The following is a 22,841-nucleotide window of genomic DNA, read 5'->3' as shown; positions in this document are numbered from 1 at the left end:
TGTGAGGTCCTATCGCAAGATGATGCTCGTGGCCACGGCCGGGGAGCGGCCCGAGGCCACGAATCCGGAGACGTTGGATTCGGGGTGCTTGATGATGTCGCACACCGATCCCAGGTGCCGGGACAGGTCGATCTTGTCCTCCGGGGCCGCGAGCAGCAGCTGGAAGCCGAATTCCTGCAGCGCGTTGATGCCGGCGGCCGCGTACTCGGAGTTCGCCTGGATGAAGGCCTCGTCGATCATCACGGTGCCGTAGGCGGTGAACCCGGCGGTGGCGAATCCCAGCTGGTAGGCCAGAGCCGCGCCCATGATGAAGGAGGTGAAGCGCTGGCCCTCGCCGCCCGAAAGCGTTCCGGGCTCCAGGCCGGTCTCGACCTCGCCGTTGGGCTTGTGCTCGTTGCAGCTGATGGTCACGTGCTGGCGCACGTCCAGCACGGTGTCGCGCCAGGCTGCGCGCGAGGAATCATCCAGCGCATCCACCAGGGCCTCGAGCGCCTTGTAGCTCTCGCTCAGCGTCCCGGCGCCGCGGGAGGAATACGCGCCGGCCAGCGCCTCCTTCAGCGCCTGGCGGAAGGCCCGCGCCTCGTCGGGGACCGTCGTGGCGACCTCGAGGGCCAGCCTGGACCCGTGCTCGAAGGTGACATCGGCCAGGATCTGGTTCAGCGGGGAGATGCGTTCGGCAATCGACCGGCGTTCCTCCTCCAGCAACTGCAACAGGTCCGAGAAGCGCTCGTAGGAGCGGTTGGAGAAGTATTCGCGGAACTCCTCCTCGTGCTGCGGCAGCCCCTGCTCGATGATGCCCTGGTGCAGGGCGACGTAGTGCTCAGCCGACTCCACCGAGGTGCCGTAGGAGGCTGCGGCGGAATTGCCGAACTCGCGGGCGAAGGCCTTGAAGGTGTCCTTCAGCGAGGCCTCGAGCGTGTAGGCCTCGCGCTTGAGCTCGGCCCCGGACTCGGACAGGGCCAGGGCCAGCGCGTTCAGCGATGCCTCCAGCTCGGTGGTGGACACCGCGGCCCCCTCGTCCAGGCGCTTGATGAGCGGGGCCAGCTGTTCGCTGGCGGCCAGCTTTTCGGCGGCCCAGGCCTCGGTGGTGGTCTCGCGCACCGATGCGGCGCGCAACGCGTTCTGCGCCCTGTCCAGGGCGGATGCGAGCGTGGTTGCCTCGGCGCGGGCCACCGCCAGGGTGCCCACGCATTCCTCGAGTTCGGCACGTGCCGCCTCCAGCGAGCGGCGCACATGCGACAGGTCCCCGGATTTGGACAGCGCTTCGGCCATGCGGGCCTCCAGGTCCTGCAGCGTGTTCAGCGCGCCGGAGGCGTCCAGGGAAGCGAAGGAGCGGTCGTCCCCGGCCAGGGAGCCGAGCAGGGCCAGCTTGGCGGCGAGCTGGTCCTTGGCCGCGGAGCGGTCATCGGCCACCGCGGCGGCGCGGGTGGTCTCCGCCTCGAGGGCGGCCAGCTTGGTTTCCAGCTCGGAGATCTTCTCCGCGTTGGTGAAGCCCAGCAGGTAGTCGGAGGCCGCCACGCCGCGGGTGTCGCGCTCGAAGGTGCCCGACCCGGTCTTGATGGTGCCGGCCAGGGAGATGGCCTTGTCGTGGATGTGCAGGCCGGCATCGGATTCGACGCAGGCCAGCGGGTAGTCGGCGGCGATCTTCGCGCGCAGCCAGATGCCTGCCTCCGAGTGCTTGAAGTCGAGCTTGCCCACCAGGTCCCCGGGGCCGGAGACGACCTCGCGCGGGGTCTTGGAGATGTCCATCCAGCGGATCCGGCCCAACCCGGAGAGCGAGTCGATGGCCCGGGTGACCGACTTGATGTCCTCGCCCTTCACCAGCAGCGTGGTGGCCAGGGAGCGCAGCGCCTTTTCGGCGGAGGGACGCCACTGGCCGTGGGAGGGGGACAGATCGATCAGTTCCCCGGCGAAGGGCAGGTCCTCGAGGTCCAGGTTGGTGGACGCGGCGATGGCGCGGCGGGCGGCGATCGACCGGTCGTCGATGTTGGAGCCCCGCTTGGCGTAGGAGTCGATCTGGAGCCGCAGCTTCTTGGCGCGGTCCTTCAGGTTCATGACCGAGGCCATGGCCTCGTACTCCATGGTGCGCGCGTCCTTGGCGATGGAGGCCAGATTCTCGGCGCTGACCGCGGCCTGCCGGCGCATGGCCTGCAGCCCGGAGGCGGTGAAGGTGAAGTTCAGCCCCACGGCCTCGAAGTTTTCGCGCAGCGTGGACAGCACGGCCTCGCGGTCGGCCAGGTTCCTGCGGGCGGCCTGCGCTTCGCGCTCCAGCAGTGCCAGCCCGGCGCCGCCTCCGGCCTCGTGCTGCTCGTTCAGCGAGGAGACCTTGGCCTCCAGCGTCTCCTTGCGGGCGGCGCTCTCCTCGATCAGCGCGGAGTTGGCCTCGACCGCCGCGGTGAGGGTTCCGGTCTCGCCCTGCAGGGCGCGGGTCGCCAGTTGCGCCCCGTAGGCCGGCAATTGCGTGGAAACCAGGGCGTTGAGCGTGGCCAGCTCGGCGTTCAGCTCGTCGTGGCGCAGCTTCTGCTCGGGCACCGAGGCCAGGGCGTCGCGCTGGGCGCGGGCCTCCTCGAGCTGGCGGTGGATGCCGCGCAGGTGGGAGAAGTCCTCGATGGCCCCGGCGGCGGCCTTGATGGTCGCGGGGATTTCCAGCACCTCGTAGCGGAAGAACTGGTTCACGCCCTTGTCCAGTCCCTTGCCGTTCTGCAGCGTGCGCAGCAGCGAGAACGCCTTGTCGTTGTCGATGCCCAGGCGGCGGCGGAACTTCTCGGCGAAGGCGCGGTGCACGTCGAAGGCCTCGAAGCCGGGCAGCGACTTCTGCAGCGAGGACGGGGTGAAGCGCCGTGCCCCGTGCTCCTCCAGCGCCGCGGTGTCCAGCACCCGGTCGCCCATCACGTAGTGCTTGCCGACCTGGCCCTCGAGGCCGTTGGCGGGCAGGTCGAAGATCGCGCCGATGCACACGTTCGAGCCCAGTCCGTCCTCGTACACCAGGGCCAGGGCGCTCCAGGTGGCGCCGGGGCGCTGGTACAGGGTCCCGGCCTCGGTCTTGAAGCGGCGCCCGCGCATGTACGAGTAGGTGGTGCGGCGGTCCTTGCGGGTTGAGGCCTCGTGCGCGGATTCGTTGAGCCGCGGGGCGGCATGGAAGATGTGCCCGATGCCGTCGAACAGGGTCGACTTGCCCACGCCGGGGTGCCCGGTGAGCAGCGTTCCGGCGCGGTCCACGTACAGGGTGTGCCGGCCGTGGAAGGTGCCCCAGTTGATGACCTGGATCTGGGTGAGTCGGTGCTGTCCGGGGTTCAACGCATCGGAGAGCGGGAGGGTCATTTCAATGCTCATGGCTCTTCTGTCTCCAGCTCGAATTCGTCGGTGTCATCGGTGCCCACGCGCTCGATGGCCTTGATGTAGTCGGGGATTTCCTCGATCGCGGCAAAGGGCAGGGCCAGGGCCAGCGCACCGGAGACCTTGTACTCGTCGGCCAGCTCGGTGGGCAGGATGAGCTTGAGGTTCAGCAGCCGGGTCAGGGCCGCATCGGTGTTCTCCTCGAGTTTCTTGTCATCGGTGTCCCCGGGCACACGGTGCTCGAGCAGGATTTCGCGGGCGGCCGCGCGGGTGATCACGGCGTCGGTCCCGGATCCCGCGTGGCGTTCCAGCAGCAGGCGCAGGCGCAGGGCCAGCAGCGTTTCCTCGCGCTTCAGGGCCCGGCGCGGGGCGATCGCGGTGGTGTGCGCGGCCTCCAGGTCCACCGGGGCCAGCAGCGCGATCTTGCGGTTGGCATCGACCTCGAGCACCAGGAAGATCTCCGCGACGTAGGCTGCGATGTCGGCCCGCCGGTCCAGCAGCAGCTGCCAGAGCCGCGGGTCGGCGACCCCGTCCAGGTAGGGACCGCGCAGCAGGCGCACCAGCAGCTGGCGCAGCGGCCGTTCGAAGGAACCCGTGTCGCCGGTGAAGAGGCGGCGTTCATCGACGGCGCCGGATGGAAGTGTGCTGCTCATGCGGGATCCTTCGTAAAGCTCATGGACGGCACCAACGCGGTGCGTGTGGCGCCGTTGACCTGGATGAAGCTGATTTCCTCGAGGGAGGATTCGTCGATCGAATCCCCGCCGTTGCGAGCCGTCTCGATCAGGTACCTGATGGTGTTCAGGTGCCGGTGTTCCGCGGACAGCGTCTCGTACGTGTCCCGCAACCCCACGGAACCGCCGGCCTTGGCCCGGGAGGAAGCAATCGCCTGGTGCAGCGCCGGGATGTCCGGGGCGGGGGTGGAGGGGGTGCGGCGGATGTCGGCGACCGAGAGCGGCGGCGGGGCAGCCAGCTTGGGCGGGGCGACATGTTCGTCCGGGTCGTAGATGCCCAGCGCGGCAATGGAGGTGAAGCGCGGGGCATAGAGCCGGATCGGGGCCACCGGCGTGCGCGAGTGCAGCACGCGGGAGGAGGACACCGCGATCTCCGCGGCCCGCACGGCCTCGCGCAGGATCGCCGCCTCCTTGAACTCGGCCGATTGCACGTAGGCGTGCAAGGACTCGGAGAGCCGGCCGTAGGACTGGTGGACCTCGGAGGCCTGGCGGCGCAGCTCGCGCAGCATGTTGGCCAGGGTGTGGCGTTCCTGCGCGTCCAGCGCGTCGACGAAGTCGCGTTCGAGCACCTCGTTGACGGCCTCGCGGAAGCGCGCCTGCGCCTCGGGGGAGTTCAGGAACTCGGTGAAGCCGCGGAAGGTTTCGCCCTGCGGGGTGCTGCGCAGCTGCTTGTCGCCCTCGAGCACCGCGCCGACCGCGACGCCTTTCACGGAGGAGGATTCCATGATTTCCCCGCGCAGCGCGTGGAGCATCTCCTGGACCCCGTCGCGCATGCGCTTGAAATCGGCCGGCAGCCCGGAAGCCATGTCGAGCACCGAGCGGGTCGCGGCCAGTGCGCCCTCCCGGGGCAGCACCGCCGGGGTGGTGCCGTCGCGCAGCGAGGCGATCTTCTCCTGGCGCTGCGCGATCTCCGCCTCCAGCGCGCGGATGCGCGCGGCCGGGTCCGGGTCGGTCTCGTGGGCCAGGGATTCGAGGGACGTGAGCAGGGTGTTCAACCGGGAGGAGTTCAGGTTGGTGCGGTCCCCGGAGAAGTCCGAGAGGAACTTCAGCACGCGGGCGGTCTGCGCTGTCGGTTCGTAGACGAAGTGCCCGTCGACCAGCGGGCGGGCCAGGAACTGGTTGCGCACCCAGGCATCGGCGTATTGGGCGGCGGTCATCGAGTCGTTGAAGGCCGGGTCCTCGGAACGCACGACCTTGAGGAAGGATTCGAGGGAGGCATGGAAGACCTCCAGCCCGACGCGGGGCTTGGCGCTGGTGAATTCGGCGCGCAGGAAGGCCACGGCCCAGGGTGCGGTGGAGAGCAATTTCCAGGCGGCGGACGACCTGAATTGTTGCGTCTGACTCCACAGCGGGCTCGCCTGGTGGGTAGGTCGCATCACGGTCCTTTTGCTGGGGATTGACCAAACAATCCTAGTCCATCGGCGCGCCCGTTTAAGGTTGCCCCCAATCTGGGTAAGGTCGTTTGAACCACACCGGTGACCCGAGGCGCGAGGGACTGTCCATCCCCGCACCGGGACGAAAAGTGAGGGGCACGCCATGAAACCTCGGATACGCCTGGCCGCAGCCGCGGCCCTCTTGACTGCCTCGGGGCTGGTCCTGGCGGGGTGCACCACCCCGCCCTACATGCCCCCGAGCCAGTACGACCCCACGTCCGTGGGCTCTGCCCCGCAATCATTGGTTTCCCCCAGCGAACACGCCGAGGGGCCCACCGAGGCCGAACGGATCGAGCAGGCCAAGGCCCTGGCCGCCGGCTACGACTATGCGGCGGCGAAAAAGGCGCTGGCCGGGTTGGAGGGGGCCGAGGCCGAGGCGGCACTGGCGGACATCGAGGCCGCCGCAGCCAAGACTGTGGTGTGGGAAGACAACTCGAAGATCTCCCACCTCTTCGTCCACTCCCTGGTGGTTGACACCAAGCGGGCCTTCGACGGGGATTCCAAGGAGCAGGGCTACCTCGACTACATGGTCACCCTGGACGAATTCAAGAAGATCCTCGCGGAGCTCTACGCACGCGACTACGTCTTGGTGAACCCGGCGGACATCGCGTCCCTGGATGCCAACGGGAAGATGAAGTACAGGGACATCCACCTGCCCAAGGGCAAGAAGCCGCTGGTGCTCTCCGAGGACGACGTCAGCTACTACGAATACATGAAGGGTGACGGGTTCGCCTCTAAGCTGCTGATCGATGACGACGGCAAGGTCACGAACGAATACGTGGATGCGGCGGGCAAGAAGCACCTCGGCGCCTACGACATGCCCCCGGTGGTTGACGAGTTCGTTCAGAAGCACCCTGACTTTTCCTACCGCGGGGCCAAGGGCATCCTCGCCTTGACCGGCTACAACGGCGTGCTGGGCTACCGCACCTCGAAGAGCGAGTACCCGGATTCGAAGTCCCTGGATGCGGACATCGCCACGGCCACCGAGGTCGCCACCGCGCTGAAAAAGGACGGGTGGGTCTTTGCCTCGCACGCCTGGGGACACATCAACATGACCACAAGCTCGATCCGGCGGATCAAGCACGACCTGTTGCTGTGGGATGAAGAGGTGCGCCCCATCCTCGGGGACACCGACCAGTTCATCTACCCCTTCGGTGCCGATATCTCCGGGGTCCCGAAGTACAAGGGCACGAAGTACGACATGCTCAAGAAGGACGGGTTCGACTTCTTCTACGGCGTCGACGGGACCACCCCGGCCTGGATGCAGAAGGGCGATGGCTACCTGCGCCAGGCGCGCATCAACATCGACGGGCTGCAATTCGCCAAGGAACACCGCGGGGACCGGCCCGTGCTGAAGCACTTCTTCGACGTCAAGGACGTCATCGACCCCGACCGGCCCACATCGAAGTAGCCGCCGGGGCTAGAAGTTTGCTGTCATTGGCTCGTTTTCTGTGGGGCCACTCGTAAGGGAGGCACCGTGGACACCGATCACGCCCTTATCCTTCATGAAAAACACATCGTAAGTAACCTGCACCGGCTTGGAATAAGAAGTCTTGTCTTTGGTGAGCTTCAAATCGACGTAGGCCTCGACAGTGACGGTGGCACCATCAATCTCGGTTTCGGACTTGGACGAATCGAGGAAGTCGCCTTTGTCGTACGAGTTGGCTGAGGTCAACTTAACCGTCGGGTTGAGGAAGCGGCTGGAGTCCTTCGCCTGGTAAATCTCGTATCCGGAGAAGTAGTTCAAAGATGGCTCAGCCCATACAACGAGTCCGTTTTCGCTCACTGGACCGTCAAAAAGTGATGCCCACTCCTTGGCACCACCCCGGTCCTGATCCGACTTAGTAAGCCGCTTGCTGAAGCCTTCCATTTGAGCTGCAATATCCTCCTTGTTTCCACCGATGGCAGGGCCCGAAAGGATGTCAACGAACACGAAGTCCACTGCCGTGAGCTGTGCCTTGGCCATGTCAGCTTCAGTCCATGATTTGCCGGTGCTCGTCCACAGAGTGGGGTCGAATGTTGCGAAGTCCGACTCCTTGTCGGCACCCAGTTCAACGTACTGGCCCGCTTTATTCTTCGAAATCTTGGTGTAGACCAGGCCCTCACCAAGGTTGTCAGGGTCGGTCTTCTGCACAAGCTCGATCGGGGTGGGCACCTTCTCGGATGCTGAGGCTGAAGTTGTTGGGGATTCCTCTGGCGTTGCAGCCCCGGTGGCAGCACAGCCAGCGAAAAGCATGGTGCCGGCAAAAGAAAGAGCCAGGATGGGCAGGATACGAGGTGTTTTCAAAGTGATGCCTTTCAATGACGATGCTGCGTTGATTCAATAAATGCGGGTCAGCTAAATTATTTGAGAAATAGGACGCTATCCATCGTCGAGGTACGGCTTGGTTCAACCGACCCTGATCCACTTGCAGTGGAGGCACTCGCACGACTGCCATCCAAAAGCGTCCGTGACGAGTGCTCCACGGGTGCTTTTGGATGGCAGCGAGGGGTTACCTCATCGAGAATTCAAAGGTGCCGCCAGTGCTTTCGACGTTGCAGTGCCCAGGCTGGGTAGGACCGGGCAACATGCAGGCGCCGACCCCCGTGAGTTCCACCGCGCCGGTGTGGATGGGTTGCTTGAGCAGCCGCGTCAACAAGGTCTTGGCCTCATCGCAGGAGAGCCCCGAGTCGCCCAGCTCGTAGGTGAACTTGGCACCGGCGCATCGGCCAGTAGTTGCTGATTCCGAGCCGGCCGGAACTACGTCCTTGAGCTGCTTGAACGAGAGCATTGCCTTCTTGAGCTGGGAGTACTCCTCCGTCTTGGCATACGCCTTGAAGCGCTCGGCGCCCTTCACCGAATCGGCTACGCCGGGAAGCACAGACTTACTGGTCAGTGCGGCGCTGAACTCGCCCGAACCGCCGGCGTAAATGAGACTTTCGAGCCTGTCTCCCCAGGTCTCGGCAGAATCGCTATCAAGCGCCGTGAGCATCATTTCTGCCTGGTCCGCCTGGCCATCGTAGGAAAGGAATTCATAGTTCAGGCCCCCGAACTCGCCATCACCCGCTGAATCGAAAACCGTATTCTTTGCCAGTCCGGCCAAGGGGACGATGTCCCAGATTTCTTCACCACCGGTGCGGATCTCCGCAAGCTGTCGGCCGTCGGCTGCAACGATCTTGAAGCTTGCGGTACTGTCCTTGTGAACCTGGGCGGCAACATTGGTGAGCTTCTCGAGCTTCCAGTCTGAAGGCATCGTTATCTGGAAGTGGGCGTTGGCGATCTTGTGCGTTTCCAGCGTCGCCTTGGTGGGGCTGGGTGGACTGCTCTCTATCGCCTCTGGAGTCGACGGCCTGCTCGAAGCTTCTGTCACGGACGCCGGTGCCGCCGGTGCCGCCGATGGCGGCACCGTGGTTCCTGGCGACGTAGCCGCCTGGCCGCACCCGGTGAGCAGCAGGGCTGCCGAAATCGCCATACCCGCCCACATGGTCATTTTCGGGCGCGTGCTGAGTCTGCCCATATGTATCCCCCAAGATTTAATGCGGTCTGAAGCATCTGGTGAGACCGCGAATTATTCCTAGTCTATCCGAGGGACTTACGCCTGCAGTGATCCCGATCATGTGTTGCTTTGAGAATACCTGAGCAGCACATGGCCGGTTAGCCCGAATTGCCTTTGGCAGCTCCTTGGCCTTTCGTTGGTGAGCTGGCGCAGACGGGCTGGTTCGTGATGCGATTCCAGGCCAAGCAGCCGAGGAAACGTAACCAAGGGTGTGCCGCATGGGGGTAGCGGAAGGTGAACCCGACCCGTTTGACCCGTAGTTGCCCGGTGCTGTCGGCACGGTGGGTGCATCGCAGGCAAGACTCGAAGTTGCTGATGGGATCATGGACCAGGGGCGTGGTCGGCGGTCGAAACCCTTTCTGGGATGCTTCGCGTAGCCCATCCAACCTTCCGTGTGGACGACGGCGCCCGGTGCGACATTTTAGCCGCAAAGGGGGCTCTCTGGCTTTAGCGGTGGCGTCTTCGAATACGCGGGACCCCTGGACGACGGAATGGGAACCGATCCCCGAAAGGTGGACCGAATATTTCAGATCCACGGACTGTGGGAACCCCGGAGGTGCTCCCCAACGCTTTACGGCGGTTCAGTATTTTCCCTGTGGGACCGGCGCAAATTCCTCGGTGTCGATGGTCTTCTGCTGGTGGACGTTGTAGCGGTCCCCGGCGATCGTGGACTGGTTGATGATCTCCCCGGCCTCGGCAAGCTCCGCGGGGGCCAGCGACAGCGACAGCGCCCCGAGGTTCTCGGCCAGGTGGTCGCCGCGTGTGGTGCCGGGAATGGCATGGACGTGATCGCCCTGCGTCAGCACCCAGGCCAGGGACAGTGCGGCGGCGGTGGTGCCCAGCCGGGTCGCCAGCAGGACCAGCCGGTCGACCAGTTCGAGGTTGTGCGCATAGTTCTGCGCCTCGAAGCGCGGCATGGAGTGGCGCATGTCCCCGGCCGGAAGCGAGGCGGTCTCGCGCAGGTTGCCCGAGAGGTATCCCCGGCACAGCGGCGAGAAGGCCACGAACGCGGTGCCCAGCTCCGCGCAGGCCTGGAGGGTCCCCAGTTCGGGATTCCGGGTGGCCAGCGAGTATTCGGTTTGCACCGCGGCGATCGGGTGCACCGCCTGGGCGGCGCGCAGGGTCGCGGCCGAGATCTCCGAGAGCCCGATGCCGCCGATCTTTCCGGCCGCCACGGCCTCGGCCAACGCGCCGACCGACTCCTGGACCGGGACGGCGGGGTCCAGTCGGTGCAGGTAGTAGAGGTCGATGTGCTCGGTCTGCAGCCGCTGCAGGGACGCATCCACCTGGGCCCGCAGGGTGTCGGGCCGCCCGTCGATCTTCCCGCGGCCCTCGACCAGGGACAGGCCGCCCTTGGACGCGAGGAAGTATTCGTCGCGGCGCTTTTTCAGGTGCTGCCCGATGAGGTTTTCGCTGCGGTGCCCGCCGTAGAGGGTGGCGGTGTCCAGGTGGTCGACCCCGGCATCCAGCACCTCGTGCAGCAGCCGCCCGGCCTCGTCGTCGGTGGGGAAGTTGGAGTAGCCATGGGTGATGTTCATGGCGCCAAAACCCAGGGGGTTGACGTTTTTTCCGGCCAGTGCGCGCGTTGTCATGACTTCATTTCTAGCACGCGGGCACGGGCCGGCGGGGAATTTGCCGCCTCACGGCGTCACGGAAACCGTGCTTCCGGTGCCCGCAGCGACCGGCTCCGGATCACCGGCATGCTTCCGGTTGGGCACGGGCCCCAGATCGGTGCAGGGCAACCGGAAACCCGCAAGGTCCCAGGCCGGGGACTTGCGGTGCAGCTCGGCGGCCAGGGCCCTGCCGGCGATGGGGTTGGTGGTGAAGAAACGGCTGTGCGGCGCGGAATCGGCAATCATCATGCCCCCACCTTCCCCCGGGAAGATGGCGCAAAGGCGACGGGGGCATGAATTCGACGGGGCACCACGGGGTCGGACGGGCGGACGGCTTCTAGGACCCCAGGGCCAGGAATGCGCCGAGCTGGGCGAAGGCGGCGGGGGTGCCGGGCAGGAAGTGGGTGAGCGCGGGGGAGCGCACGATCACGGCGCGCCATTGCCCGCGCGAGACCGCCACGTTGATCCGGTTGCGGTTCAGCAAAAAGTCGATGCCGCGGGCCGCGTCGTCGGCCGAGGAACATGCCATGGACACGATCACCACCGGTGCCTCCTGGCCCTGGAACTTGTCCACGGTGCCGACCTTCACATCCGCCAACCCGGCGTCGTCGAGTGCGGTGCGMAGCATGTTGACCTGGGCGTTGTAGGCGGCGACCACCAGCACGTCCTCGGCCAGCAGCGGCCGAGGTTCCTTGCCTTCGTCCCCGATCCAGGAAAGCCCCATGTGGGCGCGGACCTGGTTGATGACCTCGTGCGCCTCCTCCACCGCCTGGGTGGTGTTTCCCCGGTGCTCTACGAAGACGGTGGAAACCCCGGCAGGCACGTGGGACAGCGAGCGCTTGGCGGCCGCGGGGGCCGAATGCAGCTTGGAGGAATAGCTCAGGGCCGAGACCTTGGCACAGAGCTCGGGGTGCATGCGCCAGGAGTCGGCCAGGAAGTAGCCCAGTTCCTCGGGCAGCGTGGGGTGCCCGGCGCTGAGCCAGCCCAGCGCGGATTCGTCCACCGGCTGCGGGTGCGAGCCCTGGGTGACCTGCGGCAGCTGCTGCGGGTCGCCCAGCAGCAGCAGGCGGGTTGCGGCGCGGGAGACCGCCAGGGTGTTGGCCAGCGAATACTGTCCGGCCTCGTCGATGACCAGCAGGTCAAGGGAGCCCTCCGGGACCCGCTTGCCGGTCATGGTCCAGGCGGTGCCGCCGATCAGCGCGCCCTCCTCGGAATTCAGCAGTTCCTCCACCGCGTCGTCGGTGGTGCCGGCCCACGGGACCTCGGTCTTGTCCCCGGCCTTCAGTTTCTTGGCGACCTGCTCGGGGTGCACCCCGGCGCCGGTGATGGCCTTGGTGAGCACGTTGTCGATGACCGCGTGGGACTGGGCCACGACCCCGACCTTCCAACCCTGCTTCACCAGGGCGGCAATGACGTGGGAGGCCACGAAGGTCTTGCCCGTCCCGGGAGGTCCCTGGACCGCGAGGTAGGAATGGTCCAGGTCGTTCAGGGCCTCGACGATGGCGCCGACGACGTTGCGTCGCCCGTTGGCCAGCGCCGGGGCCGGCGGGGCGGAGAGGGTCTTGAAGCGCGGGGCGGACTTGCGCAGGATGTCGATGCCCGGGTGCCTGGGCAGCGAGGGCAGGGCGCCGCCCACGGTGCGCGCGAGCTCCGCCAGGGCCTCGCGCAGCGAGGCGGTGTTGATGGGCTGGTCGGGGGTCAGGGCCACCGGCAGCGTCCCGAAGGGGGGCACCTTCTTGCTTGACTTCTCCGCAACGACGAAGCGGTCCTCGTTTTCCCGCACCACGGCATTGAACAGCCCGGCCCGCTGCGCGTTGCTGGGTTCCAGTTCCGGCGGCAGGGGAGCGGAATACATGGCAAACCAGGAGCTGCCGACCTTGAAGTCCGAGCCCTCGGCCATGGTGCCGGTCAGCTCGGTGACGCGGGTTTCCACCTGGGCGCGGGCGGTGGCCTTGTGCCAGTCCTCAACCACCTGGGCGTCATCGACCAGGAACACGTTGCGGGTGTCGGCCCACGCGTCGAAGGGTTGGTCGAGGCGGTCGAAGTGCTCCCACCAGAATTGCTTGGCCTCGCGGCGGTGGTAGCCTGTGGCGGCGGCGACCATGGCGATGGCCCGCTCGTCGTTGCTCAGGGCGCGGTCCGCGGGCAGGGATTCGAGGTATTCGCGCAGCGCGATTTCCTCCGCGCTGGGCTCGACGTCATCGACGCCGGGCAGGGCCGCCTCGTCCACCCACTGCGTGTGCGGTTGGTGCGGGACCAAGCCCCGCAGCCAGTCGCGCAGCCGCAGCGTGGAGAGGCAGTCGTATTCGTTGTAGTCGCGGATGGATTCCAGGATCCGTGCGGCCGCCGCCTCATCGACCTCGAGCTGCTCGCAGTACTTGGCGTAGGCGACCACGGAGGCCCCGGCGTCCTTGACGTCCCCGCCGCGCAGGTGCTCGCCCATGTACAGCGGCTCGAGCTTCTTGATGGAGTAGGAGCGTTCGGAGATCAGCAGGGAGTGGCGGACCGTGTCGTAGAGGTCGACCAGCAGTCCCTCGCGCAGCCACGCATCGATGGTGTCCTCGGCAACCACGTGGCGCAGCGAGAGGTTCCGCAGCGCGCTCTTCTCGTAGGGCGCGTAGTGGTAGATCTTCATCTTCGGGAAGATCGCGCGCCGGGCCTCGACGTAGGCGACGAAGTTGGTGAAGGCCTTGCGCTCGCCGGCCCGCGAGTGGGCCCAGAAGGGCTTGAAGACCGGTTCGGCGGTGTCGATCTCGATGACGCCGAAGAGGTATTCCAGTCCCCAGGATTCGTCGAAGGGGTCCTGCCAGAGCGGGTCGCCCTCGAAGTCGAAGAAGATGTCCCCGGGATCGGCTTCCGGGAGCCGGGAAATGGTTTGGTTGGCGTTGATCTTGTAGGCGACCCCGCCGATGGTTCCGTCGGTGGCGCCGAGCCCGACCTGCATGCGGGCCTGTTCGGCGAGCTTGTGGTGCGGATCCCGGGCCTTGGTGTTGGAGGCGGCGAGCTCGTCGATGGTGGTGATGCCCGCCTCGAGGAGCTTCTTGCGCCGGGTGGAGCTCATGCCGGCGACCAGCAGCAGGTCGCGGTGGGCCGCGACCTGGGCGGCGCAGTAGTCGCAGCGGCCGCAGGCCCCGATGCCGTCCTGGCCCCAGGCGACCGGGTCGTCTCCGGCGCGGTGGGCGGCGGTGAGGGCCTTGAAGCGGGCGCGGCGGTCCCTGAACACCGGCAGCAGTTCGTGCATCTGGTGCACCGAGTGGGTCTTGTCCCCGAGCACCAGGGTGGTCTGCCCGGCCACCGGGATCCCGGCGCCGATGAGCTGGTCGCCGTAGGCGGCCAGCTGCAGCAGGGCGGTGACGCGGGCGTGGCGGGCCAGCTTGGTGTCCCACACCGCGTAGGAGCCGTCGGCCTCGCGGATGAGGAAGTCGGCAAAGCCCACGAATTCCCCGTCGAAGAAGGTTGCCTGGAAGACCACGTCGGCACCGTTGAGCAGCGCCTGGTGGGTTTCCTCGTGGGCGGCCACCAGGGAGGCGCGGTCCCCGCGGACCCCGGCGGCGAGCATCTTGACGCCCCGACCGGTGGCGGGGTCGTGGTCGCCGAATTGCGCGCGCAGTTCCTCGAGCACCTTGTGTTCGTGGGCATCACCGAGCACCGCGGTGCGTTCGAGCATTTCGTCGGGGCCGAAGTCGGCCTTGGCGCTGCGTCCCAGGCGTTCGTCGAGCTTGCTCAGGGAAGCGAACTCGCAGCCGGCCGCCACCACGAGGTCGGATGCGGAATAGATCAAGTCCTGATCGAGGAAAAACACGGGGACGGTGCTCCTTTGGCGAAGTGTCGTAGCTTCGAAGCTAGCACTGAGGCGCCGACATATTGGATTCCAGTGACGGTTCCAGGTACTGGTGCAGCGAGGCGGAAAGCCCCGGCATGCGGTGCACGCCGGGACTTTCCACCTGGGCACAGGTCAGCGGACGGGCTGGGCAGAACGCAGCTTTTGGGCGACCTCGATTGCGTCCCCGCTGGGGGCGTCGGATTTCTTGTCAGGCTGGGCAACAAAGAGGTACAGGGCGCCGGATCCGGCAACGACAGCCAGTCCGATCAGCACAATCCAGTCGGCGACAAAGTCACCGGTGGCCCCGGGCCTGGCCAGCAGCACCATGGCAAAGACACCGTAGACCAGGGCAAGAACATTGATCACGAGACCTGCTGCTCCCAGGCTGAAGGGCCCGGCTGGCTTCCAGCCCTTGAGGCGTTGGCGCAGCGCGGCCAGGACCACGGCCTGGAAGGAGACGTAGATACCGAGGATGGCGAAGCTCGTTACCTGGGTCAGCAGGGACTCGGGACCGAAGTAGATCATGACGCAGATCAGCAACGGGATGGAGCAGGCCACGATAAGTGCGTTGGTGGGCACCTTGGTGGTTGGCGAGACCCGCGCCAGCCATCGGTGGCCGGGAACCATGCCGTCTCGGGCGAACGAATACATCAGCCGTGAAGCGGCCGCCTGCAGGGAGAGCACGCAAGACAAGAACGCGGTCAGTGCGACGAGCAGGAAAATCTTTGCTCCCACCGGGCCGAGGGAAGACTCCAGGATGGCCGGGATGGGATCGGTGTCCTCGCCGTTGACGATCGACTGCAGGTCCGGGGCTGCTAGCACGTAGCCGCCGAAGGAGAGCAGGGCGGAGATGCCGCCGACCAGGATGGTCATCATCATGGCGGTGGGAATGCGGCGTGCCGGGTTGCTGACTTCCTCGGCCACGTCGCCGCAGGCTTCGAAGCCGTAGAAGAGGAACAGCCCGGCCAAGGCCGCGCCCATGAAAGCCGCAGAGTAGCTGCCGCTGCCCTCTACCCCCATCGAATCAATGAAGATGCTGAAGGGCTGCTTGCGGGCGAAGATGAGCAGGTAGAGTCCCACGGCGATCACGCCGATGAGTTCGGCCGCCAGGCCGATGCGGGCCACCCGGGCCAGGGTTTTGGTGCCGGTGAAGTTGAGTACCAGGGCGATCAGGAGCAGCGCGACGGAGAACGCCAGTGTGGTTCCTCGGTTCAATTCCGCCCCGAAGGTGCTGGCCACGAATCCTGAGCCGAACTGGGCAACTGCGGTGATGGTGACGACCATCGCCCAGATGTAGATCCAGGCGGCCATCCAAGCGTAGCGCCGTCCCCATAGCCGCCGGGTCCAGGGGTAGATGCCGCCATGGATCGGGTACTGGGAGACGACCTCGCCGAAGACCAAGGACACCAGGAACTGGCCGCCGGCCACGACGAGGATCCAAAATACCGAGGGCGGACCTCCAGTGGAAAGGGCTAGGGCGAATAGTGAGTAGACCCCGACCAAGGGGGAGAGATAGGTGAAGCCGAGGGCGAAGTTCGCCCAGAGGGACATCGAGCGATCAAAGGATTGCTCGTATCCCAGGACGGCGAGGTGGTTGCCGTCTTCGATATTTTGGCTGCTCATGGCGTGTGGGACCTTTGGTGGCTGCGAGTGGGATATGGCGGTGGACCATGGCCTGCGTAGCACCGGGAGCCCGCCTCGTGACCGTCGTCACAAGAGTTAGGCTACACGCTTATCATCCTAAATRGAATGATTATTTTCTCCGGTGGCCACCACCAGTGTGGTTCCCGGGACTGGGCATCCCGAAAACTCCTTCAGGCTTGAACCCAGGTCCCAGTCGTCGGCGGTCGAGACGATGATGCGCCCTCCGGCGGTGGCAAGCGCCGCGGGTCCGTCAATGGCGCGCAGTAGCCGCAGGATTTGGGGCTCGATCTTCCGTACCAGGATGTCCAAGCCCACGATGCCAGCTCCCCGGGCGCCCACCGGGGTGGTCAGGGTGAGCATGTAGTCGCAGGTGCACAGGTGGTCTACATAGGGTCCGGTAATGTGTCGGGCACCCGTGGATTCGGGGACCGAATACCATTCCAGCGAACTGAAGTCCCGCAAATAGTCTGCGTATTCCCTGGCGGCAAGGTCCAGTCGGGTGACCTCGGTGGTGGTGCCGGACAGCGGGTTCTCGGCCAGCGGGCCGAGCCACCAGGCAAAGTGCATGGCCTTCGCGCCTCCGACCCCGGGGGTGGGCGAGGAGCCGGGACCGCCGATGTATCCGGCCCCTGCCACCGTGGCCCCTTCGACCATGAGCCTGGGCTGCACGAAACCAAGAACGAGGGCGTCGAGATCCGCACCGCGTTCCATTCCGCCCTCGACCTGGGTGCGCAACGCGTCAAGCATGGAAAAATGTTCGTTGAAAAGTGCGCCGATGCGCTCAGCGGTTTCCTGGGTCGTGGTCATGCCGCGCGCTCCAATCGTTCCTTGGTCTTCAGCAGCCATGTGGTCAGCGTCTTGAGCAGCCGGCGCACGGTGCTGCGCGCCAGGTCTATGTCCCCGGCGGAAATGGCCGCGACGATGGTTTCGTTGCAGCCGTAAACCTCATGGCGGATGGCCTGCTCGCCAAGCCCCAGCCACAGCAGCTGGCCGAACTCGGCCTGGAAACGGATCTGCTCCCGCACCAAGCGCGGAGATTGGGAGATCACCGCAAGTTCCAGCAGGAATCCGCCCTGGTTCCGTGCGGCGGTACGTGCGGTGGTGAAATCGGCATCCGCTAGCCAATGGGCGAGCCGGGTGGCTTCCTCGCCGGAAGCCAGTTCGGCGGCGCGTTCGGCCGCCCCGGCACACAGCGTGGCCTCGTAGGTGCCGACATCGGCCAGCTCGATTCGCGAAATGCCGCGCAGCCGCGCCGTGAGCACCTGGGTGGGGGTGTCGCTCGAGGCCAGGACGAAGGAGCCCCCGTCGCGTCCGCGTCGAGTTTCCACCAGCCCTGCCCTCCGGATCTCGCTCAGCGCCTCGCGCGCGGTGACCAGGGCAACGCCAAAGCGCTGGGCCAGCTCAGCCTCGGTCGGAAGTCGCTCGCCGGGGGAAATGACGCCCAGCAAGATGGCGTCGGTAAGGCGCCGGGCCACCTGCAGGGACCGGGTAGCCCCGTCCAGCGGCGTAAACACGGCGCTGCGGGGCCCTCGCGGAGTGGAGGGACTTTGGGTCATGGCTGCAACTCTATCCGCAGCGCAACGGGCATGCCCCGGGACGCGGTGTTCAGTCCTTGGCCAGTTGCGTTCGGATGAATTCGGCCGTGGCTTCGGCGAGCCCGGCGCCATCTTCGGAAACGGTGCGGCCGGAGCGGGCCACCTTGAAGGAGTGGTCGCCGCCTTCGAGCCAGAGAAGTTCGCTGTCCCGGTTGAGGTTGGAGAAAACGCGGGTCATGATGTCCCGGTTCGCGAACGGGTCGCGGGTGCCTTCGAGGAAGAGCATCGGCACCGCCAACGCGTAGAGGTGCTCGTCGCGCAGCTTGTCTTCCTTTTTAGGGGCATGCAGGGGGTATCCCAGGAAGACCAGGGACCGGGCGTCCATGCCTTCGGCGACGGCCAGGGACGCCATGCGGCCGCCAAAGGACTTGCCGGCGGCAAACACCGGAAGGTCCCCCGACAGGTTCGAGCCGACCCACGAACGCACCTGCTTCCACACCGTGACAGCAACGGGTGCACGGTCGGGGAATTTCCTGCCCGCGTCCATGTACGGGAAGTTGAACCGCAGCACCGAGATGCCCTGGTTGGCCATCGCCCGGGCGTAGCCGGAGAGGAAGTCGTGGTCCTTGCCGGCGCCGGAGCCGTGGGCGAGGACCAGGAAGACACGGGGGTTCTCGGCCTCGTCAAGCAACGCGGTGAGGGTTTCGTCGCCCCACGGGATGGTCAGTTCCTGGCTCATGCCTTCCAGCCTAGCGTTCGTGCCTGCGGTTGGATCGAACCGATCGCCCTGCCCGGCGGGCGATCCGGCGGGCACCCCCAAGCTAGATGGCCAAGTGGGACAACGGGATCCTGCTGGTGCAGGTCCCCGAACCCGGCCTGCCCCTTGCCGTTCCCGGCCGCCGCTCACCGCCTGGCCCCGCCCACGTGGGCGAAGCGGTGCTTGAAGCCGAGGAGATCAGTGCAGCGGGTAGCTGGTGTCCTTTATGTTCGCCTCGACGCGGGTGTAGGCATCGCGCGCCACCGCCTTCCAGAAGCGCAAGGCGGTTCCCGGGTCATCGGCCTCCAGCCTGGCGATCGACGCGGCCGAAAGCACCTTCAGGTGCAGCCTGCCCACCGCGGTGACCCGGGTGGTCTGCTCGCCCTCGCCGCCCAGGGCGATCTCGCCGAAGGTCATGCCGGCCGAGAGCCTGGCGTGCCGCACCGGCTTGCCGTTCTGCAGGGTCGAGGTGACCACCTTGCCGCTGAGGATGAAGTACACGCCGCCGAATTCCTGGCCGGGCCGGCGAATAATGCGTCCGTCCTCGATCCGGCTTTCCTCCATCAGGGACTCGAGCAGGTCGATGTCCGCGGAATCCAGCGGGTCCAGCGCCGCGAAGTCGCGGACCGCGACCTCGCTGGGCACCAGGTCCTCGCTGCCGTGGCGCTGCAGCAGCATGGTCTCGGCCCACTCCACCGCGTCGTTGCGGCTGGGGAAGCAGCGCAGGGACGCCAGCGGTTCGAAGGCCTTTTCCTGCACCAGTGCCAGGGTGCGTCCCTCGGCCTCCAGCTCCCGGCCCAGCTGGTGGATCATCTGCACCGCGATCCTGTCGATCTCGTCGACCCGGCGCAGGTCCAGGATCACCAGCTCCACGGACGGCTCCAGCCCGCTGACCTCGCGCACCATGGACTCGGTGCCGGCGAAGAGCAGGTCCCCGGCCAGTTCCACCACATGTGCGCGCTCGCCGTACTCGGCCAGCAGCCGGTTGGCCGCATCGCTGTACCGGGTGTAGGACGGTGCCTCGGTGATGTCGTAGTTCTCGCGGATCGTCGAGCGGCCCAGCCTCGCGGCGCGCACGAAATGCAGGCCCATGTCGGCGCTGATGCGCTCGCTGGCCGCGACCCCGCGCACCGAGGAGCCGTGCGCATCCAGCGCCGGGGAGTAGATGGCCAGGCCGAGCTGGCCCGGYAGCACCGCGATCAGTCCGCCGCCGACCCCGGATTTCGCCGGCAGCCCCACCGCCGAAATCCAGGCCCCGGCGTCGTCGTACATTCCGCAGGTGGTCATGACCGACAGGGTGCGCTGGACCGCTTCCTTGCCCATGACCTGCACCCCGGTGGCCGGCTGGGTGCCGCCGTTGGCCAGGGTCGCGGCCATCAGGGCCAGGTCCCGGGTGTTGACCATGACCGAGCAGGCGCGGAAGTAGTCCTCGAGCACCGGGGTCGGGTCGGTCTCGATGATGTCGAAGGAGCGCAGGAGGTAGGCCAGGGCGCGGTTGCGGTGCCCGGTCAGCGCCTCGGAGGCGTAGATCGAATCGCTCAGTTCCAGTTGCCGCCCGGCGGCCGCCGAGAAGTGCTGCAGGATGCGGCCGAAGCGCGGGGCCTCGGTGTCCCGGATCAAGGAGATCGTCGCGATGGCCCCGGCGTTGATCATGGCGTTGGCCGGACGACCGGAGTCCCTGGCCAGCGAGATCTCATTGAACGCATCCCCGCTGGGTTCCACGTCGATCTTCTCATCCACCGCGTCCAGCCCGATGTCGTCCAGTGCCAGCGCGTAGGAGAAGGGCTTGGAGATGGATTGGATGGAGAATTCCAGCTCGGCGTCCCCGACCTGGTAGACGTGCCCGTCGACGGTGGCGATGGCGATGGCGAACTTCGTGTTGTCCGCATCCTTCATCGCCGGGATGCCCTGGTAGGGGGTGCCGGAGGAACGGCCAAGCAGGTCGGCGTGCAGGTCGGCGAGGTAGCTGTCGATGGGGGAGCGCATGGCTCCTAGCCTAGGGGCTGGGGCCCCTCGGTGTCGGCGATTGCGACGACGGGTTTCGTGCCCAGCGCCTGGCCGATGGCCGCTCCCAGGATCTTCGCGCCTTCCACGTTGGGGTGCACCCCGTCGTCGCTGAGTCCGGCGGCGAAGGTGTTGGCGTCGCTGCGCAGCCCGGCGGCGGCGTCCACGAAGATCCACCCGCGCTCGGCGGCCAGGGATTGCAGGAAGCCGTTGTACTCCACGGTGGCTTCCACCGCGTCGTCGCGCGGCGGGACGCTGGAGAGCAGGACCCTCGGGGCCTGGACGATCTGTGAGATCCGGATGAGGTTTGCCGCGGTCCGCTCACGTTTGGTGTGCCGGGCCAGGTCGTTGGTCCCGGCCAGGAGCACCAGGGCGTCGGCGCTGCCGTGGCGCAGGGCCGCGGCCATGTCCCCGGTCTGGGCTCCGCCCAGCGCCCACCCGCCGGTCCAGGCCAGGGCCGGGGGTGCCCCGGGCGTGTTCACGTAGTTGATCCAGGAGGCCTCCCCGACATGCCCGTCGGCCACCGTGTGGCTGCCGGCGGCGGTGATCGAGTCCCCGGCGACCATGAACCTCACCTGGACCCCGCCGGCGGGCAGGGCAAAGGCCTGCGGCACCGTTTCATCGGCGCGCGGGCCTCCGGAGAGGCCGAGCAGGCCGGCAAAGACGGACACGATTGCGAGTATGAGCAAGGGTTTGCGAGTTCCCAAGGTATTGCCCCCTTCCTGGCCTTTAAGCCTAAGGGTGCACCATGCCCGGGAACGTGCGGGACGGACTCAATCCTGCAACGATTCGCGTTCGCGCAGGATGAAGCGCTGCAGCTTCCCCGAGGAGGTCTTGGGCAGCTCGGCGGCGTAGGTGATCTTCCGCGGGTAGGCGTGGGCCGCATAGCGGGTCTTGACCAGGGCCTGCAGCTCGGCGGTGAGCCGGTCGCTGCCGGTTGCCCCGTCCTTGAGCACCACGTGGGCGACCAGGACCTCGCCGCGCAGCTCGTCGGGGACCCCGATGACCGCGGATTCGAGCACCAACGGGTGTTCGGCCAGCACGGACTCGACCTCGAACGGGCCGATCCGGTAGCCGGCCATGATGATCACGTCGTCGTCGCGCGAGGAGAAGAAGATGTAGCCGTCTTCGTCCATGGTCCCTGCGTCCCCGGTGAGGTACCAGCGGCCGTCGGCGGAATAGCGTTCGGCGGTGCGTGCCGGGTCCCCGGTGTATCCGTTGAACCAGAGCATCGGGGAGCCGGCGACGTTCAGCGCGACCCGTCCGCGGGTTCCGGCCGGTGCGCATTCGTCGGTGTCGGGCTGCAGCACGCAGGCCGAGTACCCGGGCATGGGCCGGCCCATGGATCCGGCCTTGACCGTGTCGATGACCTCCGGTGCCCAGCCGTTGACAATGCACATGCCCATCTCGGTCTGCCCGTAGTGGTCGCGCACCGGGACCCCGAGCACGGCCTGGGCCCAGGCGATGGTGGTGGCGTCCAGCGGTTCGCCGGCCGAGGAGGCCTTCGCGAGCGTGAGCCCGGGAACCCCCTTGGGCTTGGCGGCGCGCAGGGAGCGCACGATGGTGGGGGCGGCGGCGAAGTTGGTGACGTTGAACTTTTCCAGCACGGCCCAGCAGGTCTCGGCACTGAACCCGGTGGACAGCAGCAGGTTCCGCCTACCGGCGTAGAGCGGGGCGAGGATCCCGTAGTACAGCCCGTAGGCCCAGCCGGGGTCGGCCACGTTCCAGAACGTGTCGTCCTGCGTGACGTCCAGGCCGTAGCGGAAGTACGTGTCGAAGGCTTCCAGCGCACGCACCGGAACGGCAACCCCCTTGGGGGTTCCGGTGGTGCCGGAGGTGAAGATCTCCACCAGCGGGTCATCCAGCGACCGGGTTGCCGGTGCGAAGCCGGCCGGCTGCGCCTCGAGCAGGGCCGCCAGCTCCCCGGTGCCCAGCACCGGGTGGGGCAGGGATGCGAGCTTGGGCGCCTGGGCGGTGTCGGCGACGATGAGCTTGGCATCGGCCCCGGCAACCCGGACCTCGATGGCGGGCGTGGCGAATGCGGTGAACAGCGGCACATGAACTGCTCCCAGCCGCCAGAGCCCCAGCAACGTGTAGAGCAGCTCGGCGCTCTTGCCCATCAGCGTGGCCACGCGGTCCCCGGGCTTGATGCCGCGGGAGGCAAAGAGCGCCGCGGCCTGCTCGGAGCGCAGCTTCAGCGTCGCATAGTCAAGGTCCACCGAGCCCAGGTCCGCATCGATGACGGTGAAGGCGACCGCGTCGCCGGGGTGCCTGTCGCACAGGAGCACCGCCGGTTGCACGTCCCGCGGCAGGGTGGAAAGGACCGGGATATTGAATGAATGCATGCCTGTTGCCTGCCTTGGTTCGTGAGGCGGGGATTGCTTCCCCGCCGCCAAAGCTACCAGCGCGGGGAGGCAAAACCACTGATT

At 66.8% G+C, this 22,841-nt stretch carries 16 protein-coding genes; 1 reads left to right on the top strand and 15 read right to left on the bottom strand.

Going from position 1 to position 22,841, the window contains the following annotated elements; translation table 11 throughout:
• Positions 1 to 9: 9 nt before the first annotated feature.
• Genes BLJ79_RS17480 through BLJ79_RS17470 form a run of 3 tightly spaced genes read right to left on the bottom strand, consistent with a single transcriptional unit; the run spans position 10 to position 5,443 of the window.
• Positions 10 to 3,333 carry an ATP-binding protein gene (locus tag BLJ79_RS17480; RefSeq protein ID WP_071216045.1) on the bottom strand — a complete coding sequence of 1,108 codons (3,324 nt, stop codon included), beginning with the start codon at positions 3,331 to 3,333 and terminating at the stop codon, positions 10 to 12.
• Positions 3,330 to 3,989 (bottom strand): DUF4194 domain-containing protein, encoded by a 660-nt coding sequence (locus tag BLJ79_RS17475; protein ID WP_071216044.1) that lies wholly within the window; start codon positions 3,987 to 3,989, stop codon positions 3,330 to 3,332. The genes BLJ79_RS17480 and BLJ79_RS17475 overlap by 4 nt, the downstream gene beginning before the upstream one ends.
• Positions 3,986 to 5,443: a DUF3375 domain-containing protein gene (locus tag BLJ79_RS17470; protein ID WP_071216043.1), complete on the bottom strand. Its 1,458-nt coding sequence runs from the start codon at positions 5,441 to 5,443 to the stop codon at positions 3,986 to 3,988. The genes BLJ79_RS17475 and BLJ79_RS17470 overlap by 4 nt, the downstream gene beginning before the upstream one ends.
• Before the next feature lie 160 nt (positions 5,444 to 5,603).
• On the opposite strand from BLJ79_RS17470, the gene BLJ79_RS17465 reads away from it, so the two are divergent.
• Positions 5,604 to 6,911: a polysaccharide deacetylase family protein gene (locus BLJ79_RS17465; protein ID WP_071216042.1), complete on the top strand. Its 1,308-nt coding sequence runs from the start codon at positions 5,604 to 5,606 to the stop codon at positions 6,909 to 6,911.
• Between the two features lie 9 nt (positions 6,912 to 6,920).
• On the opposite strand, the gene BLJ79_RS17460 is transcribed toward BLJ79_RS17465, so the two are convergent.
• From BLJ79_RS17460 to BLJ79_RS17400, 12 genes are all read right to left on the bottom strand, one after another.
• The gene (locus tag BLJ79_RS17460) at positions 6,921 to 7,802 is read right to left on the bottom strand and encodes a hypothetical protein (RefSeq protein ID WP_139194938.1); all 882 of its coding nucleotides are present in this window, start codon (positions 7,800 to 7,802) and stop codon (positions 6,921 to 6,923) included.
• A 190-nt stretch (positions 7,803 to 7,992) separates the two neighbouring features.
• A complete protein-coding gene (locus tag BLJ79_RS17455; protein WP_139194937.1) occupies positions 7,993 to 8,997 on the bottom strand; it encodes a hypothetical protein in 1,005 nt (334 codons plus the stop codon).
• 620 nt (positions 8,998 to 9,617) lie between these two features.
• Complete coding sequence (locus BLJ79_RS17445) at positions 9,618 to 10,628, bottom strand: aldo/keto reductase (RefSeq protein ID WP_071216038.1); 1,011 nt, start codon at positions 10,626 to 10,628, stop codon at positions 9,618 to 9,620.
• Positions 10,629 to 10,676: 48 nt separating this feature from the next.
• Positions 10,677 to 10,898 carry a hypothetical protein gene (locus BLJ79_RS17440; RefSeq protein ID WP_071216037.1) on the bottom strand — a complete coding sequence of 74 codons (222 nt, stop codon included), beginning with the start codon at positions 10,896 to 10,898 and terminating at the stop codon, positions 10,677 to 10,679.
• 88 nt (positions 10,899 to 10,986) lie between these two features.
• Positions 10,987 to 14,451: a TM0106 family RecB-like putative nuclease gene (locus tag BLJ79_RS17435; RefSeq protein ID WP_071216036.1), complete on the bottom strand. Its 3,465-nt coding sequence runs from the start codon at positions 14,449 to 14,451 to the stop codon at positions 10,987 to 10,989.
• A gap of 153 nt (positions 14,452 to 14,604) precedes the next feature.
• Positions 14,605 to 16,095, bottom strand: coding sequence for an APC family permease (locus BLJ79_RS17430; RefSeq protein WP_071216035.1), 1,491 nt, complete (start codon positions 16,093 to 16,095; stop codon positions 14,605 to 14,607).
• A gap of 117 nt (positions 16,096 to 16,212) precedes the next feature.
• Complete coding sequence (locus BLJ79_RS17425; protein WP_071216034.1) at positions 16,213 to 16,923, bottom strand: PDC sensor domain-containing protein; 711 nt, start codon at positions 16,921 to 16,923, stop codon at positions 16,213 to 16,215.
• Positions 16,920 to 17,672: a FadR/GntR family transcriptional regulator gene (locus BLJ79_RS17420; protein ID WP_071216033.1), complete on the bottom strand. Its 753-nt coding sequence runs from the start codon at positions 17,670 to 17,672 to the stop codon at positions 16,920 to 16,922. Before BLJ79_RS17420 ends, BLJ79_RS17425 begins: the two co-directional genes overlap by 4 nt.
• A 49-nt stretch (positions 17,673 to 17,721) precedes the next feature.
• Positions 17,722 to 18,390 (bottom strand): alpha/beta hydrolase family protein, encoded by a 669-nt coding sequence (locus BLJ79_RS17415; RefSeq protein ID WP_071216032.1) that lies wholly within the window; start codon positions 18,388 to 18,390, stop codon positions 17,722 to 17,724.
• A gap of 216 nt (positions 18,391 to 18,606) precedes the next feature.
• A complete protein-coding gene (gene glsA, locus BLJ79_RS17410; protein WP_071216031.1) occupies positions 18,607 to 20,394 on the bottom strand; it encodes a glutaminase A in 1,788 nt (595 codons plus the stop codon).
• 5 nt (positions 20,395 to 20,399) lie between these two features.
• Positions 20,400 to 21,101: an SGNH/GDSL hydrolase family protein gene (locus BLJ79_RS17405; RefSeq protein ID WP_071216030.1), complete on the bottom strand. Its 702-nt coding sequence runs from the start codon at positions 21,099 to 21,101 to the stop codon at positions 20,400 to 20,402.
• Positions 21,102 to 21,185: 84 nt separating this feature from the next.
• Positions 21,186 to 22,757: an AMP-binding protein gene (locus BLJ79_RS17400; protein WP_071216029.1), complete on the bottom strand. Its 1,572-nt coding sequence runs from the start codon at positions 22,755 to 22,757 to the stop codon at positions 21,186 to 21,188.
• Positions 22,758 to 22,841 lie beyond the last annotated feature (84 nt).

Origin of the sequence: Arthrobacter sp. UCD-GKA, from assembly GCF_001863355.1 — a bacterium.
GTDB lineage: Bacteria > Actinomycetota > Actinomycetes > Actinomycetales > Micrococcaceae > Paeniglutamicibacter.
The sequence above is the reverse complement of the archived record's forward strand: the minus strand, read 5'-3'. Positions and strand labels throughout refer to the sequence as shown.

Bases quoted from the DNA above. Each gene is read 5' to 3' on its own strand.
- BLJ79_RS17480 (WP_071216045.1), bottom strand. From the start codon at position 3,333: ATGAGCATTGAAATGACCCTCCCGCTCTCCGATGCGTTGAACCCCGGA.
- BLJ79_RS17475 (WP_071216044.1), bottom strand. From the start codon at position 3,989: ATGAGCAGCACACTTCCATCCGGCGCCGTCGATGAACGCCGCCTCTTC.
- BLJ79_RS17470 (WP_071216043.1), bottom strand. From the start codon at position 5,443: ATGCGACCTACCCACCAGGCGAGCCCGCTGTGGAGTCAGACGCAACAA.
- BLJ79_RS17465 (WP_071216042.1), top strand. From the start codon at position 5,604: ATGAAACCTCGGATACGCCTGGCCGCAGCCGCGGCCCTCTTGACTGCC.
- BLJ79_RS17455 (WP_139194937.1), bottom strand. From the start codon at position 8,997: ATGGGCAGACTCAGCACGCGCCCGAAAATGACCATGTGGGCGGGTATG.
- BLJ79_RS17445 (WP_071216038.1), bottom strand. From the start codon at position 10,628: ATGACAACGCGCGCACTGGCCGGAAAAAACGTCAACCCCCTGGGTTTT.
- BLJ79_RS17440 (WP_071216037.1), bottom strand. From the start codon at position 10,898: ATGATGATTGCCGATTCCGCGCCGCACAGCCGTTTCTTCACCACCAAC.
- BLJ79_RS17430 (WP_071216035.1), bottom strand. From the start codon at position 16,095: ATGAGCAGCCAAAATATCGAAGACGGCAACCACCTCGCCGTCCTGGGA.
- BLJ79_RS17420 (WP_071216033.1), bottom strand. From the start codon at position 17,672: ATGACCCAAAGTCCCTCCACTCCGCGAGGGCCCCGCAGCGCCGTGTTT.
- BLJ79_RS17415 (WP_071216032.1), bottom strand. From the start codon at position 18,390: ATGAGCCAGGAACTGACCATCCCGTGGGGCGACGAAACCCTCACCGCG.
- BLJ79_RS17400 (WP_071216029.1), bottom strand. From the start codon at position 22,757: ATGCATTCATTCAATATCCCGGTCCTTTCCACCCTGCCGCGGGACGTG.